Annotated in this window: 8 protein-coding genes; 3 read left to right on the top strand and 5 right to left on the bottom strand. The window is 68.6% G+C overall.

Annotated elements, in window-relative coordinates; genetic code table 11:
* Positions 1–5: 5 nt before the first annotated feature.
* The 4 genes from FFS15_RS07485 to sdhC are packed head-to-tail and all read right to left on the bottom strand — an operon-like array spanning position 6 to position 3,574.
* Positions 6–791, bottom strand: coding sequence for a succinate dehydrogenase iron-sulfur subunit (locus tag FFS15_RS07485; protein WP_137844388.1), 786 nt, complete (start codon positions 789–791; stop codon positions 6–8).
* Complete coding sequence (gene sdhA, locus FFS15_RS07480) at positions 791–2,620, bottom strand: succinate dehydrogenase flavoprotein subunit (protein ID WP_137844387.1); 1,830 nt, start codon at positions 2,618–2,620, stop codon at positions 791–793. The genes FFS15_RS07485 and sdhA overlap by 1 nt, the downstream gene beginning before the upstream one ends.
* A gap of 52 nt (positions 2,621–2,672) precedes the next feature.
* Entirely contained in the window at positions 2,673–3,140 is a 468-nt protein-coding gene (locus FFS15_RS07475) for a succinate dehydrogenase hydrophobic membrane anchor subunit (RefSeq protein ID WP_137844386.1), read from the bottom strand.
* On the bottom strand, positions 3,140–3,574 hold the full coding sequence (sdhC, locus tag FFS15_RS07470) for a succinate dehydrogenase, cytochrome b556 subunit (protein WP_137844385.1): 435 nt from the start codon (positions 3,572–3,574) through the stop codon (positions 3,140–3,142). The genes FFS15_RS07475 and sdhC overlap by 1 nt, the downstream gene beginning before the upstream one ends.
* Positions 3,575–3,837: 263 nt before the next feature.
* On the opposite strand from sdhC, the gene FFS15_RS07465 reads away from it, so the two are divergent.
* Positions 3,838–5,328, top strand: coding sequence for a HAMP domain-containing sensor histidine kinase (locus FFS15_RS07465; protein WP_171013119.1), 1,491 nt, complete (start codon positions 3,838–3,840; stop codon positions 5,326–5,328).
* Here the strand turns inward: FFS15_RS07465 and FFS15_RS07460 are convergent.
* Complete coding sequence (locus FFS15_RS07460) at positions 5,262–5,627, bottom strand: response regulator (protein WP_137844383.1); 366 nt, start codon at positions 5,625–5,627, stop codon at positions 5,262–5,264. The two genes, FFS15_RS07465 and FFS15_RS07460, sit on opposite strands and share 67 nt — an antisense overlap.
* A gap of 142 nt (positions 5,628–5,769) precedes the next feature.
* Between FFS15_RS07460 and FFS15_RS07455 the strand changes: the two genes are divergently transcribed.
* Both FFS15_RS07455 and FFS15_RS07450 read left to right on the top strand, forming a co-directional pair.
* Complete coding sequence (locus FFS15_RS07455; RefSeq protein ID WP_137844382.1) at positions 5,770–6,447, top strand: response regulator transcription factor; 678 nt, start codon at positions 5,770–5,772, stop codon at positions 6,445–6,447.
* A gap of 260 nt (positions 6,448–6,707) precedes the next feature.
* Complete coding sequence (locus FFS15_RS07450; RefSeq protein WP_171013118.1) at positions 6,708–18,494, top strand: right-handed parallel beta-helix repeat-containing protein; 11,787 nt, start codon at positions 6,708–6,710, stop codon at positions 18,492–18,494.
* Positions 18,495–18,556 lie beyond the last annotated feature (62 nt).

Raw genomic sequence — 18,556 nt, 5'->3', positions numbered from 1 at the left:
GGCCGCTACGAGCGCCCGCGCAGGACGGCCTGCTTGACCTCGGCGATGGCCTTGGTGACCTCGATGCCGCGAGGGCATGCCTCGGTGCAGTTGAAGGTCGTGCGGCAGCGCCACACGCCCTCTTTGTCGTTGAGGATGTCGAGGCGCACGTCGCCGGCATCGTCGCGCGAGTCGAAGATGAAGCGGTGCGCGTTGACGATCGCGGCCGGGCCGAAGTACTGCCCGTCGGTCCAGAAGACGGGGCACGACGAGGTGCATGCCGCGCAGAGAATGCACTTGGTCGTGTCGTCGAAGACCTCGCGATCGACGATCGACTGGATGCGCTCCTTGCCGGCGTCGGGCTTCGAGCTCGAGATGAGGAACGGCTGCACTTCGCGGTAGGAGGCGAAGAACGGCTCCATGTCGACGACGAGGTCCTTCTCGAGCGGCAGGCCCTTGATCGCCTCGACGTAGATCGGCTGCGAGATGTCGAGGTCCTTGATCAGCGTCTTGCAGGCGAGGCGGTTGCGGCCGTTGATGCGCATCGCGTCCGACCCGCAGATCCCGTGGGCGCACGAGCGACGGAACGTCAGCGAGCCGTCGACCTCCCACTTGATCTTGTGGAGGGCATCGAGCACGCGGTCGGTCGAGTACAGCTCGACGTCGTAGTCCACCCAACGCGGCTCTTCGTCGACCTCGGGGTCGAACCGGCGGATGATGAAGGTGATCAGGAAGGACTGGATGCCGGTGTCGGCAGGCGTCTCGGCCTCGATGGTGGCGGAGCCGTCGGGATCCACGAGCGCGGTCGACATCAGTACTTCCTCTCCAACGGCGGGTAGCGCAACTCGCCGGCTTCGTTCTTCGTGAAGACGACGGGCTTCCAGTCGAGCCGGATGTGGTCGTCGGACTGCGAAGAGCCGGCATCCCCCGAGAGGTACGCCATCGTGTGCTGCATGTACTTCTCGTCGTCGCGCTGGGGGAAGTCGTCGCGCATGTGACCGCCGCGACTCTCCTTGCGGTTGCGGGCGGTCACGACGACGACCTCGGCGATGTCGAGGAGGAATCCGAGTTCGACGGCCTCGAGCAGGTCGGTGTTGAACCGCTTGCCCTTGTCGTCGACGTGCACGTTCTTGAAGCGCTCGCGGAGCTCTTCGATAACGTCGAGCACCTCGCCGAGCGACTCGTCGGTGCGGAACACCTGGGCCTTGCGATCCATCTCGTCCTGGAGCTTCTTGCGCAGCACGGCGATCCGCTCGGTGCCCTGGTTGTTGCGCAGGCCCTCGATGAGCGCGCGCACCTCGGCCGCGGGGTCGTCGGGCAGGTCGACGAAGTCGGCGGTCTTGGCATACTCGACCGCGTTCTTGCCGGCGCGCTTGCCGAAGACGTTGATGTCGAGGAGCGAGTTCGTGCCCAGGCGGTTCGAGCCGTGCACCGAGACGCACGCGCACTCGCCGGCGGCATAGAGTCCGGGGACGACGGTGGTGTTGTCGCTCAGCACCTGCGCGTCGTTGTTGGTCGGGATGCCGCCCATCGCGTAGTGCGCGGTCGGCATGACGGGCACGGGCTCGACGACCGGGTCGACGCCGAGGTAGGTGCGGGCGAACTCGGTGATGTCGGGGAGCTTCGTCTCGAGCACCTCGGCACCCAGGTGCGTGCAGTCCAGCAGCACGTAGTCGCGGTGGGGTCCGGCACCGCGACCCTCCGCCACCTCTTGCACCATGCAGCGGCTGACGATGTCGCGGGGCGCCAGGTCTTTGATCGTCGGCGCGTAGCGCTCCATGAAGCGCTCGCCCGAGGCGTTGCGGAGGATGGCGCCCTCGCCGCGCGCGCCTTCGGTGAGCAGGATGCCGAGGCCGGCGAGACCGGTCGGGTGGAACTGGAAGAACTCCATGTCCTCCAGCGGCAGCCCCTTGCGCCAGATGATGCCGACGCCGTCGCCCGTGAGGGTGTGGGCGTTCGAGGTCGTCTTGAAGATCTTGCCGAAGCCGCCGGTCGCGAAGATCACGGCCTTGGACTGGAAGACGTGCAGGTCGCCGGTGGCGAGCTCGTACGCCACGACGCCGGCGATCTGCGTCGAGCCGTCCTCGGCCTTCACGGTGATCAGGTCGAGCACGTAGAACTCGTTGAAGAAGTTGATGCCGAGCTTGACGCAGTTCTGGAAGAGCGTCTGCAGGATCATGTGGCCGGTCCGGTCGGCGGCGTAGCACGCGCGGCGCACCGGGGTCTTGCCGTGGTCGGCGGTGTGGCCGCCGAAGCGGCGCTGGTCGATCTTGCCCTCGGGGGTGCGGTTGAACGGCAGGCCCATGTTCTCGAGATCGATGACGGCGTCGATGGCCTCTTTCGCGAGGATCTCGGCGGCATCCTGGTCGACGAGGTAGTCGCCGCCCTTGACCGTGTCGAACGTGTGCCACTCCCACGAGTCCTCTTCGACGTTCGCGAGGGCGGCGGCCATGCCGCCCTGCGCCGCGCCTGTGTGCGAGCGGGTCGGGTAGAGCTTGGAGATGACCGCGGTCTTCGCGCCCGGCCCTGCCTCGATCGCCGCGCGCATGCCGGCGCCGCCGGCACCCACGATGACGACGTCGAACTGGTGGTAGTGGACGCCGTCCTTGACGGTGGATCCGGATGCTGCTGTCGTGGTCACGGAGGGTGCTTTCTTCGTCTGCTGCGTCGTCGTGGATCGGGGGATGCCGGCCTCAGAGGCGCGGTGCGGGCAGGTTCTGGCACTGCTCCCAGAACACGCTGTCCTGCGTCACGCCGTTGCACGGGTCGAACGCGAACACGACCAGGGTGCCCAGCACGATGAGGAAGCCCGCCGAGAGGCCGAGGGCCCAGTGCAGCACCTTCTGGACGGTGCCGTTGCCGACGTAGTCGTTGACGATCGTGCGCATGCCGTTCGCGCCGTGGATGAGCGCGAGCCAGAGGAGCAGGATGTCCCACCACTGCCAGAACGGGTTGGCGAGCTTGCCGGCGACGAAGCCCCAGTCGATGCCGTGGATGCCGTCGCCGAGGACCAGGTTGAAGAAGAGGTGGCCGAAGATGAGGATGACCAGCAGCACGCCCGAGACGCGCATGTAGATCCAGCCGGCCTTCTCGAGGTTCGGGCCCTTGCGGCGGACGGCGGCACGTGGCGCGCGCGGGTCTGCGATGGTGTCGCCGGACATCAGTGACCGCCTCCGATCTCGGAGAACACGTTCATGAGGTGGCGCGGCGTGAACGCGAGCATCGTCACGAGCCACACGCCGATGACGATCCAGAACAGTTGCCGCTGGTACTTCGCGCCCTTCGACCAGAAGTCAACGAGGATGATGCGCAGGCCGTTGAAGGCGTGGAAGGCGATAGCCCCGACGAGTACCACCTCGCCGATGCCCATGATCGGGTTCTTGTACGAGCTCATCACGATGTCGTACGCCTCGGGCGAGAGGCGGATCAGTGCCGTGTCGAGCACGTGCACCAAGAGGAAGAAGAAGATGGCGACGCCGGTGATGCGGTGCAGCACCCACGACCACATGCCCTCGTTCCCGCGGTAGAGGGTTCCGCGCGGGACTTTGGATGTGGTCTCGGATACCGACGGTGTGACGCGTGCTGGTGCAGACACGGCCGTCCTCCCTGGATCGAACGATGGGGGGCGGATCGAAGCCCCTTGGGGTGGCCCGACGTACCGAATCCGGGCCCTCGGCGTCACGCGGGCGCTTCGACCATCCTATTCCCGCCGGGCGCGGGGGAGCGACGAAGGAGAGCCTTAGCACCCTTCTTCCGAGGGGATGTTCGCCGACGTCAAGATCGGAGGATCTTTCGGATGCTGTGAGGCCGCGGCATCGGCCCCTGCCGCCCGAGGCGCCGCAGGCGTACCATTCGGCCATGCGGGACGGGCGGGGCCCTGGTCGACTCCTCGGAAACATGCGCGTGCGGATCCTGGCGGTCGTGGCGCTCCTTCTCGCGGGCTCGCTCGTCGTCTCGGTCGTACTCCTGCGAAACGTCCTCCGCGAGCGGCTGGACGAGGAGATCGCCCTCGCGATGTCGCGCGAGGTGGAGGAGTTCCGCCTGCTGACGCAGGGCACGAACCCCCAGACGGGCGAACCGTTCGGCGACGACCTCGAGGCGATGTTCGACGTGTACTTCGCACGGGAGGTGCCCGACGAGGGCGAGACGCTGATCGGGTACATCGGGGAGACGCCATATCGCACGGAGGCGGCAGGCGATGCACTTCCCGCCGAGGAGCTGACCGCGCTGGAGGAGGGCTGGCTGTCAGCCGACGCCGAGACGTACGGCGTGGCGCAGGTCGCCAGCGGTGAGGTGCGGTTCTCCGTCGTGCCGGTCGACGTCGGGCGGCGCGGCACCTTCGTCGTGGTCAATCATCCGCTGCCGGAGGAGACCGAGATCGATCGGAGCGTCCTGACGGAGGCGGTCATCCAGCTGGTCACGCTCGTCGTCGCGATCATGATCGCCTTCGCCTTCTCGGGTCGGGTGCTGCGCCCCCTGCGCTCGCTGGCCGAGACAGCGCGAACGATCTCGGAGACCGACTTCACCCGCAGGATCCCGGTGCGCGGGCAGGATGAGGCCTCCGAGATCGCCTCCGCCTTCAACGACATGCTCGCGCGCCTCGAGGCCGCCTTCGCCACGCAGCGGAAGTTCCTCGACGAGGCCAGCCACGAGCTTCGCGCTCCGCTGACGGTGATCCGCGGGCACCTCGAGCTGATGGAGCTCGACGATCCCGCGGAGCGGGAGGCGACTGTCACGGTGATCATCGAGGAGATCGACCGAATGAATCGCATGGTCGAGGATCTCTTGACGCTCGCCCGTGCGGAGCACCCCGATTTCCTCAGCGTCGGCCCGGTGGATCTCCGGCATTGGACCAACGAGACGTATCGCCGCGCGTCGGTGCTGTGCGCACGCGAGTGGAGGTTGGATGCCGTCGCCGACGGCCATGCGGTCGCCGATGCCCAGCGCCTCACCCAGGTCGTCATGCAGCTCGTCGAGAACGTCTGCCATCACACGCCCGACGGCACGCGGGTCGGGCTGGGAACGAAGGTTGTGGACGGACGGATCCGGATCTGGGTGGAGGACGACGGTCCGGGTCTGGACGACGAGGATCGCGCGCGCGCCTTCGACAACTTCCACCGGTCGCGGGCGGGGCATCGGGGCACGGGCCTCGGACTGCCGATCGTCCGGGCGATCGCCGAGGCGCACGACGGGGTCGCGCGTGCCATGCCCGTCGTCCCCCACGGCGCGCGGTTCGAAGTGGAGATCCCGTTCGTCGTTCCGCCCCCCGAGCAGTCGACCGCTCAGGACGAGCCCACGGAATCCACGATCGCGGTGAGCTCCGCCAGCGGGAACGGCTTGACCAGGTAGCGGTCAACGCCCCAGTGGTCGGCGATGGCGCGATCCTTGGGGTCGCTGCGCGATGTCAGGATGACGACCGGCACCTCGTCGCCCCCGAGCCGGATCCGCCGAAGCACCTCGAGCCCGTCGATGTCGGGCAGCGTCAGATCCAGCAGGACGAGGTCGATGTCTCCGGATTCCAGGAACGCCAGCGCCTCCTGCCCCGTCGCTGCGGAGGTCACGGCGTGGCCCAGCCGGATGAGCGCGCGGCGGACGAACGAGGCGATCAGGTCGTCGTCTTCGACGATCAGCACCGATGTGGCCGGCAATGGCGTCCCCGTGTCTTCGCGTCATCCTGCTGTATTCGGGTCGTGACGGTGCGACAATTGTGCTCTCTCGACATGCGGCGTGGTAGGGGACCACGCGGCCGATGCGTTCGCCCCCGAAGGCGGACGCGGACCGGGGCGGATCATGACGCGCATTCTGGTGGCAGAGGACGACCGACTCGTATCGTCGTTCGTCAGCAAGGGCCTGCGCGAAAGCGGATACGGGGTCGAAGCCGCGGCAGACGGCGAGACGGCGCTGGAACTCTGCCGGACCGGCGACTTCGACCTGCTCATCCTCGACATCGGGCTGCCGGTCCTCGACGGGTTCGGAGTGCTTCGTCGCCTCCGCGCGGCCGGACTCATCCTCCCGGTGATCGTGCTGACAGGTCGGCCCGACCGCGATGTGGTCGAGGCGCTCGAGGCGGGTGCCGATGACTTCATGCCCAAGCCCTTCCGGTTCGCAGAGCTCCTCGCCCGTATCCACGCACGACTGCGCTCCTCGAGTTCGGCGAGCCCCATCGTCCTTCGCGTGGGCGATGTCGAGCTCGACATCCACACCCATCGCGCGCGGGTGCGAGGACGCGCCGTCGACCTGACATCACGTGAGTTCGCCCTCCTCGAGACGCTCATGCGGCATCCCGATCATGTCTTGAGTCGAGAGCAGCTGCTGAGCCATGTATGGGGATACGACTTCGATCCGGCGACCAACCTGGTCAACGTGTACGTCAGCTCTCTCCGGCGCAAGCTCGGCGACGGATACATCGAGACCGTTCGCGGATCGGGCTACCGGCTGTGCTGGAGCGGTGCGCCCCTCGCGTCGTGATCCTCGTCGGTCGCCTGCTGCGGGATAAAGATCTCTTCACGCGACCCTTACGCCGCGCTTAACGCTGCGGCGGGACAGTGTTCGCGCAGGCACTGGGAATGCGTCGGGGAGGCGCAGCCTGCAGGGGAGCGAGCATGTCCATGGGTCACTCGCGCAGCCACGGGTCGGATGACGCCCCGGGTGAGCGCAACGGAGCAGGTATCGACGCCGCGCTGCGGCCTCCGAGCCGAGGGTTTCCTTCGGCCCGAACGAGATGGGCTGTGCTTGCGACGCTGGTCCTGACAGCAGCGCTCCTGGTGGTGCCGACATCGCCCGCGGTGTCGGGCGAGACGTTCGTCGTCGACACCACGACGGATGCCGTCGACGAAGTCGTCGACGGCATCTGCGCGACTGCCGCCGACGAGTGTTCGATCCGGGCGGCGATCCAGGAGGCCAACGCCACTCCGAGTGCGGACACCGTCCAGATTCCGGCGGGCACCTACCGGCTCACGATCGAGCCGGTCGCCGACGGCCCGGAGGAGGGCGACCTCGACATCCTCGCGCCGATCACTCTGATGGGTGCGGGCGCTGTCGCGACGATCATCCGGGGCGGGCCCCTTCCCGTCGACGCCGCGCCGGAGCAGACCGGCATGGATCGGCTGGTGGAGATCCATCCCACCGCCGGCAACACCACCCTGAACGGACTCACCCTCACCGAGGGATGGAGTGCAGACAGCGGCGGAGCGCTCGCATCGTTCACTCCGGGCACTGTGCGCCTGACCGAAGTGGTCGTCTCCGCCAGCGTCGCCGGGGCCGAGGGCGGCGGCATCCACCAGGAGACCGGCACGATGATCATCGCCGACTCCACGGTGTCGGGCAACGATGCGCGCGGTGGCGGCGGCGTGCACGCCGCCGGTGTGAGCGACACGGCTCCGGCGTCGCTGACGATTCAGCGTTCGACGATCGCGGGCAACACAGCCCACTCCTCTGGCGGTGGAGTCTCGGCGGGCCACGAGGGCAGCGTCCGCATCGTCGACTCCGTCATCCGTGAGAACTTCGCCGAGAGTCATGGCGGCGGCGTCGACGTCGGGGGCAAGGGTTCCTTCACGCTCGAGGGCGGTGAATTCATCGGCAACACCACTCCCGGCGACGGAGCCGGCCTGTCCACCTCGCTCGAGGGTCCGGCCGAGATCGCCGGCACCGTGTTCCGCGAGAACCGCGCCGGCGTTCCGGTCGAAGGCGAGATCCCCGAGGGCAGCGGTGGTGGTGCCGACCTGGGTGGTTCCGGACCGGTCGAGGTGACCGATGCCACGTTCGAGGCCAACTCCGCCAGTGGCGAGGGCGGCGGCATCCTGCTCAGCAACAACTCGACGATCGACATCGCCGACACGCTCGTCACCGGCAACGCCGCCGGAGCGGGAGCGGGCATCGAGAACGCCGCCATGGACGTGACGCTTGCTCGACTGACGATCACCGGCAATGAGGCCGAACTCGACGGCGGCGGCATCGAGAGCCAGGGCAGCGGGGCTTTCAGCATCGTCGACACGACGATCTCCGACAACACAGCCGAGAACGGCGGCGGGTTCGCCAACGCGGCTGACGGAGCCCTGCACATCCAGCGAACCACGATCTGGAACAACAGAGCGCTCCAGCGCTTCGAAGACGACTCCGGCCTCGGCGGCGGCATCTACAGCCTCGGCGACGCTGAGGCGCTCTACGAGAACGTCACGATCTCGGGCAACATCGCGGCCATCCGCGGCGGTGGGGTCTACATCGACGCCGATGCCCCGGTGCACATCACGAGTTCCACGATCGCGCACAACAGTGCGCCGATCGCGTCGGGCATCGGCGGCGAGATCGGCTCGCCGAACCTGCCGATCCAGCCGTCCGCCGGGGTGATCCTGCGCAACACGATCGTCGCCGCCAACGTGCTCGGCCCCAGCTGCTCGTTCGCCATGGGCTCCGAGGGCGGCAACATCGACGACGGCGATTCGTGCTCCTTCCGCGGCAGCTTCGACCGCTCCCACGCCACCGACATCGGCATCGATGCCATCGCCGACAACGGCGGGCACACCATGACGATGGCGCTGCATCCCGAGAGCCTCGCGGTGGACGGCGGAGTGACACCGTGTCCCGACACCGACCAGCGCGGCATCGACCGACCCCTGAACGTGCGTTGCGACAGCGGAGCCTTCGAGTTCGAGGGACCCTTCGCTCCGCCCGACGGCGACGCACCCGACACCGCCTACATCTCCGGTCCGACGCAAGACACCGAGGCGACCTCGCTCTTCCGCTTCACCGGCATCGACGACGTGACGGATGCCGATGACCTTCGGTTCGAGTGCCGCCTCATCGAGCACGATCCCACCGAGCCGCCGGAACCCGTCGACCCGACCCAGCCCACGCCGCCCGAGTTCGCCTTCGTCGGCTGCGCGAATCCGTGGCAGGTGCCGATCATCGAGGAGGGGTATTTCACGTTCGAGGTGCGCGCCATCGACCGCGCGGGCAACGTCGACGCCACCGCAGCCAGCCACTCCTTCGAAGCCACACTCGATCTCACCCCGCCGCAGACGATCCTCACGTCGCACCCCGATGATGACGAGGGCAGTCAGCACGCGGTGTTCACGTTCGACGCGACCGACAACGCCACGCCGACGCAGTTCCTCGAGTTCGAGTGCCGCATCGACAGCTTCGATCCGGAAGCCTGGCTGGAGTGCACGAACCCGGCGGTCTACTCCAACCTCACTCAGGGATCGCACACGTTCCAGGTGCGGGCCGCGGACGGATCCGACAACATCGACCCGTCTCCCGCGTCGTGGACGTGGACCGTCGGCCCGGCGCAGACCTGTGAGGACGCGAACATCACGCTGCTCGCCGCGGAGGATGCGACTGTCGACGAGGCGCTTCCGCTCGAGAATGCGAGCTTCAGCGAGTTCCTCACCGTGCGATCGCAGGCGCCCGGCCAAGACGCCCGGGCCCTGATCCGCTTCGATCTGCCCGACGACGGGCCGGACTGCGCCCTGGAGAGCGCGCGGCTGCGACTGTACGGCGAGGGTGATCCGGGCCGGACGCTCGACGCAGCCCCGGTGACAGCGCCGTGGTCGGAGAGCCTCGTGACCTGGCAGAGCCGGCCGGACGCCGCGGTCGGCGGAGCCTCCACCGCGACGGGATCCGGCTATCACGAGTGGGAGGTCACGGCGCACGTCGCGGCGGCGCTCGCGGGCGAGATCGACGATTACGGGTGGATGATCCGCGACGCATCGGAAGAGGATGCCGCGGGAGCCGAGGCGTCGTTCCTCTCCAGCGAAGCGGTCTCCGACCCGCCGACCCCGCCGCAGCTCGTGCTGCGCTTCGTCCCCGGCAACGCGCCCGCGCCCACAGCCCCGCCGGAGCCGACGGTCGTCACCGAGGTCGAGTGCGGCCAGGTGCTCACCGCGAGCACGCTCGTCGGCAATGACCTCTCGTGTGCAGGGGAGGGGCTCGTCATCGGCGCAGACGACATCGTGCTCGACCTCAACGGCCACACGATCCGCAGTTCGCTCGTGATCGAGCTGGGCGAAGAAGAGGGGTTGGATGCCGGCGTCCGCAATGCCGGTCACACCAACGTCGTCGTCAGGGACGGGCGCGTCGAGAACTTCGGCTACGGCGTCCGACTCATGGCGGGTGCGGCTTACAACGTCGTCCACGACATGACGCTGCACAACAACGTCAACGCCGGCGTCGAGCTGTTCGACGCCGACAACGGGCGCGTGGGCAGCGTGGTGCGCGACAGCGTGTTCACGCTCAACGGTGACGGCGTGACGCTGGTAGCGGGCGCCGAAGGCAACGTGATCGAGGGGAACGACTTCACCGGCAACGCCGGCCGCGCGGTGTACGCCTTCGATGCCGCATTCACCGTGCTGCGCGACAACACCGTCTCGGGGCTCACCAACGACCCGCTGCTCGACAGCGACGGCGGTTTCTACCTGGAAGGGTCGACCGACACCCTCGTCAGCGGGAACTTCCTCGGCGACACCGGCGACGCGGCGATCGTCGTGACCGCTGGATCGCATCGCACCACCATCCAGAACAACACGGCGACCCGCACATCTGACGCCTCGCTGAGTGCCGACGGTTCGCGCGACCTCACGATCACGGGAAACGTCTTCCACCTCGCCGGTGGCGCCGCGATCGGCGTGTCCGACCTCGACGGCGGCACGATCACCGGCAACGACGTGCGCTTCAACCCGGGCGGCATCGAGGTCAGCGGTTCGCGCAACCTGCTCATCGAGGGCAACGATGCCCGGCAGACCGGTGCCGATGGCATCGTGCTCGAGGCGACGTCGCTGAGTACCATCCGCGAAAACCGCGTGGAGCACACCGGAGCCACCGGAATCAGTGTGGAAGGCGAGGTGCTCGACGGTGCAGGTGACCCGATCGACGGCAACGTGATCGAAGGCAACAGCGCATCCGGCAACCTCGGCGACGGCATCTCCATCAACGGCGCCGGGCACACCGTGCGCGCCAACGAGGCCTACAACAACGGCGGCTGGGGGATCAGCGCCGACGTCGGCTCTGACGACGGCGGCGGCAACCTCGCCAGCGGCAATGCGGAGCCGGCACAGTGCGCAGGAGTGGTCTGCGCACCGGGAACGGCGCCAGCACCGGTTGCGCCGGACCTCGTGGCGCCCGATACCGCCATCACGGTCCAGCCCGTGAACGGCGGCAGTTCGCTCTCGCCGCAGCGGTTCGAGTTCACCGGCACCGACGACCAGACCCCGGTCACCGCGTTGCGGTTCCAGTGCCGCCTCGACGCGCCTCCGGACCCGGAGCCCGAGATTCCCGACCCGCCGGACCCCGGCGACCCGCCGGAGCCGGTGGAGCCGCCATCCGTCGACAACTGGGGAGAATGCGGCAGCCCGACGATCTACTCGTACCTGCTGGCAGGCGAGCACACCTTCGAAGTTCGCGCGATCGATCCGGCCGACAACGTCGACCTGACTCCGGCCGTGCACACGTGGATCGTGGTTCCCGCGCCCGTGGGAGACGATGACGTCGCGCCGTCGACCAAGATCGCCGCGCAGCCTGAGAACCCGAGCGACGAGACCACCGCCACCTTCCGGTTCCGCGGCAGCGACAATGCGACCCCCGGTCCCTACCTCACCTATCAGTGCAGTCTGGACGGGGCGGACTGGGCCGCGTGCACCTCGCCGATCTCTTACCCGGGACTCACGCTCGACGATCACCTCTTCGAGGTGCGAGCCACCGATCTGGCGGGGAACACGGATGCCTCACCCGCCGCGTACGCATGGTCGATCGTGGCTCCGCCGGAAGACCACGTCGCGCCGGAGACCGAGATCGTCTCCGGTCCCGACCCGGTGACCGTGGCGACGGTCGCGACCTTCGTCTTCACCTCCGACGATCCCACCGCGACCTTCATCTGCGCGATCGATGACGAGGAGGACGCGTCCTGCGAGTCGCCGTGGTTCGTCGAGGCCGGTGAAGGAGAGCACTCCGTCACGATCCACGCGGTGGATCCCGCGGGCAACGACGATGAGACGCCGGCAACCTGGACGTGGGAGGTCGGCCCGCCCCCGGTGCCGAGCGCCCTGTCCTGCGGGGCGGTCGTCACTCAGAGCGTCCGCCTCACCGCGGATCTCACCGACTGCCCGGGCGACGGCCTCGTCGCCGCGGAGGACGGGATCACGATCGACCTCGACGGGCACACCGTCGACGGCACCGGGCTGGGGTCCGGCATCCTGGTCTCCGGATTCCGGGACGTGACCGTCGTCGACGGGACCGTGCAGGAGTTCGACTTCGGCGTGCACTTCGCCACCGGAGCGGCCCGCGCCCTGGGCCACGAACTCACCCTCCAGCTCAACGCCGACGCCGGCGCTCTCATCGCCGATGCGGATGACGGCACGGTCGGAGCGACTCTCCGCCACAGTTCGATCAGCGGGAACGGCGTGGGTGTGCATGTGGGGCCGGGAACCCACGCGATGCGCATCCACGACAACGTCATCAGCGGCAACTCCGGCCAGGGCGTGCTCCTGGAAGCAGCCACCGGGGGAGAGCTCCGCGAGAACACCATCTCCGGCAGCGCGGACGCCGGCGTGCACCTGATGGGCTCGAGCGGAAACAGCGTCAAGGACAACGAGATCTCCGGGGCCGCCGACTCCTCGATGGTCGTCGAACTGGCCTCGAACGCGAACATCGTGCAGCGCAACGATATCCACGACGGAGAAGCCGGGATCATCGTCTCGGAGTCGTCGGGCAATCAGCTGCTCGACAACCGCGCCAACGGGATGGGCGACAACGGCATCGAGCTGGAGCTCGCGACCGGCACGCTCGTGCGCGGCAATGATCTGCGCTACAACACCGGAGGCCTCGCCATCGGCGAATCCAGCGGCAACCGCATCGAGGCCAACAACGCCTCCAACAACGACGGCACCGGCATCGAGATCGGCGCGGACTCCGCCTCCAACACGGTGATCGGCAACACCGCGAACGCCAACGCCGGCGTCGGCATCGAGATCAGCGCGCATGCACCTGCGGGCCTCGGCACGATCGTCGACGGCAACTCCGCGAGCCGCAACGGCGACGACGGGATCCATGTCGGCGATGTCAGCCACATCATCCGCGGCAATGTGGCCAATGACAACGGCGGCTGGGGTGTGTACTCCGCCCTCGGTTCGATCGCCGGCACCAACGTCGACGGCGGTGGCAACCGGGCGACCGGCAACGTCGGTGGAGGCATCGACCCCTACACACTGCTGGTCGTCGAGTGCCACAACATCCGCTGCGACGGCAGCGGCGGTCCCAGCGGCGATCTCGTCCCCCCCGAGACGACGATCGTCAGCGGGCCGAATGCGACGACGGCCCTCACCCGCGCGACCCTGCGCTTCTCCGGGAGCGACAACGCCACAGGCGTGACGTTCGAGTGCGCGCTGAACAGCGCGAGCTTCGCACCCTGCGACAGCGGCATCGTCTACACGGGCCTCGCCGTCGGCGCGCATACCTTCCTCGTGCGATCCGTCGACTGGATCGGCAATGTGGATGCGACTCCCGCGGCGCACACCTGGACGATCGTGCCGCCTGATCCCCTGCAGGCTCCCGACACGACGATCCTCACTGGACCCGACTCCATCACCGCGCAGACCTCCGCCTCGCTGTCGTTCGAGTCCGATGAAGAGGGCACGACCTTCGAGTGCTCGCTCGATGGCGCCGCCTTCGCGCCGTGCGCCTCGCCGGTCTCGGTCGGCGGTCTGCCGACCGGGCCGCACACGTTCGCCGTGCGCGGCACAGACCCCGAGGCGAATGTCGAAGCCGCCCCCGCCCTGTGGTCGTGGACGATCAGTGCGGCACCGGTGCCGACCGCGACGAACTGCGGCATGACGGTGACGGTCTCGATCCGCCTCACCGCCGACATGGTCGACTGCCTGGGTGACGGGCTCGTGGTCGGAGCATCCGGAATCACGATCGACCTCGGCGGACGCACGATCACCGGCACGGGGCTCGGCGCGGGTGTGCGCAACCCCGGCTTCGACGCGGTCGCCGTGACCAACGGCATCCTGATGGAGTTCGACGTCGGCGTCCTGCTGCAGGCGGGCACCGCCGGCAACGTCGTCGCGGGGGTGACGGCATCGATGAACCAGGATGCCGGCGTCTCGATCGAAGGCGGTGACGCGAGCAATGCCATTCGCTCGTCGAACCTGTCGGAGAACGCCGTCGGCGTGTTCCTCTCCGCAGGCACCACCGCAGCGACGGTGAAGGACAACGTCATCGACGCGAGCGCCGGCGATGGCGTTCGTCTGTGGGGTGTCTCGGGCAACGCGATCTTGGGCAACACCATCACCGAGTCGTCGCAGTCCGGGATCGGTCTGGAACAGGCCACCGGCAACACGTTCGACGCCAACACGATCAGCGCCTCGGGTTCTGCCGGAATCTCGGTCGACCTCGCCTCGCACGGCAATGCCGTGCTGGGCAACACCATCAGTGCGGGTGCGATGGGCATCTCGGTGAATGAATCGAACGACACCCAGCTCGCGGCGAACATCGTCACCGGATCCGGTGGTGGCGGGCTCGTCATCGAGTACTCCGCGCGAACCACCGCACGCGGGAACGACGTGCGCTACAACGCCGGTGGTATCGACGTGTTCGACGCACCCGACACCCTCCTCGAGCAGAACAACGCGGGTGGCCAGAACGGCACCGGCATCGCGGTGGACGCCACATCGCTGCGCACCGTCGTGCGCGGCAACGCGGCCTCGGGCAACTCCGGTGACGGTGTGGAGGTCGCCGGCGTCGGAACGACCGGCGCAGGCGTCGTCGTCGTCGGCAACGTCGCGAACTTCAACTCCGGCGACGGCATCTCGGTGCCCGACGCCGGTCACATCATCCGCGCCAACAGCGCCAGCCTGAACGACGGGTGGGGGGTGTACGCAGGCACGGGCGGCATGGACGGCGGCGGCAACACCGCCTCGGGCAACAGTGAGCCCGCGCAGTGCTTCAACGTCGCCTGTGCGATCACCGAGGCGCCGGGCGCTCCCGACACCACGATCGTGATGCAGCCGCCGGCGACGAGTTCGAGCGCCAACGCGCTGTTCACCTTCACGGGCTTCGACGACACGACCGCGGCGTACGACCTCGGGTTCGAGTGCCGCCTGGACAGCATCAGCGACACCGCGTGGGTGGAGTGCGAGAACCCCTGGGAGTACCAGGGCCTCGCGGCGGGCAGCCACACCTTCGAGGTGCGGGCGATCGACGAGTTCGGCGCGGCCGACCACACCCCTGCGATCTACACGTGGGTCTACCAGCCCCTGCCGACCGGCGTGGCTCCCGACACGTTCATCGGAATCAAGCCGGCCGCGGAGACACCGCTGTTCGAAGCGATCTTCACCTTCAGCTCGAACGAACCCGACGTCACGTTCTCGTGCCGTGTCGACATTGGAGCCTGGAACCCCTGTGCGTTCGCCGTCGAGTATGAGTTCGCCGACACGGCATTCGGTCTCCATACCTTCGAGGTGCGCGCCACGGATTCCGAGGGCAACACCGATCCCAGTCCGGCGACGTGGACGTGGGACATCACCGGTGCGCTCACGGTCGTCACATCCGGTCCGGCGTTCATGCCCGGTGACCCGGGGGAGCCGGCCGAGGGTGGCGAGACGGAGGAGACTTCGGCCACCTTCGCGTTCGAGGCGAACATCGCCGATGCCACCTTCCGCTGCTCGCTCGACCTCGGACCGTTCGCCGAGTGCGCGTCGCCGGTGAGCTACACCGGCCTGGCGGTCGGAGAGCACGTCTTCCGGGTCTACGCGATCGACGCGGAGGGCGCCGAGCAGCTGGAGGCGACGGAGTACGGCTGGGTGATCCTGCCCAGTCTCGATCTGACGCCGCCGCAGACCGCGATCACCACCGTCGGTCCGCCGATCGATCCCGTGACGGGGGCCGTTCGGTTCGCCTTCAGCGGGATGGACAACGTGACATCGCCGCAGGGACTGGCCTTCGAGTGCTCGCTCGTGAGCCCGCTCGACCCCGGGTACGAGGCATCCTTCGCCGAGTGCGCCAGCCCCTGGACGCTGCCGAACCCGGACGCGCCCGATCCGCTTCCCGCAGGGGAGCACGTCTTCTCGGTCCGCGCGATCGACGTGGAGGACAACATCGACCCGACCCCTGCCGTGACGAGCTTCACCTACGTCGGGGATGAGACAGCGCCGAGCGCGTCGATCGTGGCGGCTCCGCCGGCCGAGACGACGCTGACGGCGGTCACCGTGCGGTTTGCCTCCAACGATCCGTTCGCCACCTTCGAGTGCGCTCTCGACGGTGCCGGCTACGAGCCGTGCGCGACACCCCACGAGGCCGCCGCCGACCTCGTCGGCCCGCACGTACTGCGCGTGCGTGCCGTCGATCTGGCCGGCAACATCGGTGAGCCGGTGAGCGCCGCATGGACGCTGCTCGGCCCGCCCGAGACGACTCTGCTCTCCGCCCCCGAGGTGGAGACCGCCGCCACCACGGCGACCTTCACGTTCTCTGCCGACATCGCCGGATCCAGCTTCGCCTGCAGCCTCGATGGAGGAGCCTTCCTGCCCTGCGCATCCCCTGCGGAGTACGCCGGCCTCGGTGGCGGTATCCATACCTTCGCGGTCGCCGCGACGAGCCCCGCAGGGTTCGCGGATGCCTCGCCCGCCGAGCACGAGTGGACCGTCGAGGCGCCGCCGGACACGACACCTCCTGGCGCGCCGGTCATCACCGGCCCGGCAGCGGTGACGCTCGCGACGACGGCGACGTTCACCTTCACGGTGGGCGAGCCGGGTTCGACCTTCGAATGCGCTCTGGATGCCGGGTCGTTCTCGGCCTGCCCCTCGCCCCACCTGATCGAGGGACTCATCGAGGGTGAGCACACCCTCGCCGTGCGAGCGGTCGACGCAGCCCTGAACACGGGGCCGGCGGTCGAGTACACGTGGGTGGTCGATGGGCCGCCCGAGGCGGCGATCACGTCGGGCCCGGACGAGGAGACGGAGTCGTCGACTGCGACGTTCGAGTTCACCTCCGACGAACCGGGCTCGATGTTCGCGTGCTGGCTGGACGGTTCCGAGTCACCCTGTGCCTCGCCCGTGACGTACACGGGTCTCGGCATCGGCGAGCACGTGTTCGCCGTGCGGGCGACCGATGCCGCGGGCAACCAGCAGGTCGACTGGGTGGACTACGAATGGATCGTGGTCGCAGCGGTGCCGCCCGAGACGACGGTGACGGCCGGGCCGACGGGGACGACCACGCAGACCTCGGCGTCGTTCAGTTTCAGCGCGACCGAGACGGCGACGTTCGAGTGCGCGCTCGACTCGGCGGGCTTCACCCCCTGCACGTCGCCGATGTCCTACGCCTCGCTGGGAGTGGGTGCGCACACATTCGCGGTTCGGGCGATCGACGCGACGGCGACGGTCGATCCGACTCCGGCGGTCACGACCTGGACGATCGAGGCTCCTGCCCCGAGCTGCGCAGGCACGACGGTGACGCTCACCGCCACCGCCGACAGCTGGATCAGCTCCGGGTCCACGTCGCAGAACAAGGGGACCGACTCCAACCTCAAGGTCACCTCGAAGTCGAGCGGCAACACGCGCACGCTCGTGAAGTTCCCGATGGGCACGGTCCCCGACGGCTGCGTCGTGGCCTCCGCAACATTGCGGCTCTGGCTCGACTCCTACCGCAGCGGACGCACGCTCCAGGCGCTGCCCGTGACCGGATCGTGGACGGAGAACGCCGTGACGTGGGCCAACCAGCCCGCGACCGGTACCGGCCCCGTCGAGGTCGCGTCCGGCTCGAGCAAGGGCTGGCGCGAATGGGCGGTGGCGAGTCAGGTCACGGCGATGTACGCGGCAGGCAACGTCCAAGGATTCCTCCTCCGCGACAAGGTCGAGGGGCAGGATGCCGAGCAGCAGTTCTTCAGCCGCGAGAAGGGTTCGAACCGGCCTCAGCTCGTCGTGACGTTCGCTCCGGCAACTGCGCCTGCGCCGGTGCCTGAGCCGACGCCGACGCCGACGCCGACGCCGACGCCGACGCCCACTCCGCCGCCTCCGCCCGCGGTCGACTGCGGGTCGACGATCACGCTGCGCGCGACCGCCGACGCGTGGATCGATGCGAAGGATCCCGGAGCGAACAAGGGTGCCGACTCGGCGCTGAAGGTGCGGTCGAAGTCGGGGGAGGCGCTGCGCGCACTCGTCGCATTCGATCTCCCGTCCGCTCCGGCGGGATGCCAGGTGGGTTCGGCGAGTCTGCGGATGAACGCCTCCTCGGCACGCAACGGTCGGACCCTGCAGGCGCTCGCCCTGAATGGGCCGTGGGCGGAAGGGCAGGTGACGTGGGCGACGGCGCCGGCGACGACGGGTGCCGCGGCCACGACGGCGTCGGGGACCGGGTGGCGCGAGTGGAGCGTGACCGCGCAGGTCGCGGGCATGTACGCCGCGACCGTCGAGCACGGCTTCCTCATTCGCGATGCCAACGAGACCCAGGACGCGGAGCAGTCGTTCCGAAGCCGTGAGGATGGAGCAGCCAGTACCCCCACGCTGGTGCTGACCTTCACGCCGGCGACCTGAACGCGCCGGGCAGGTGGCCGCGGCGCCTGGCGTCCGCGGCCATCTCGGCGCTCACGGCGCCC

Source organism: Microbacterium sp. 2FI, assembly GCF_005502885.1.
Taxonomy (GTDB): domain Bacteria; phylum Actinomycetota; class Actinomycetes; order Actinomycetales; family Microbacteriaceae; genus Microbacterium.
This window is presented reverse-complemented; position numbering and strand designations above follow the sequence as displayed.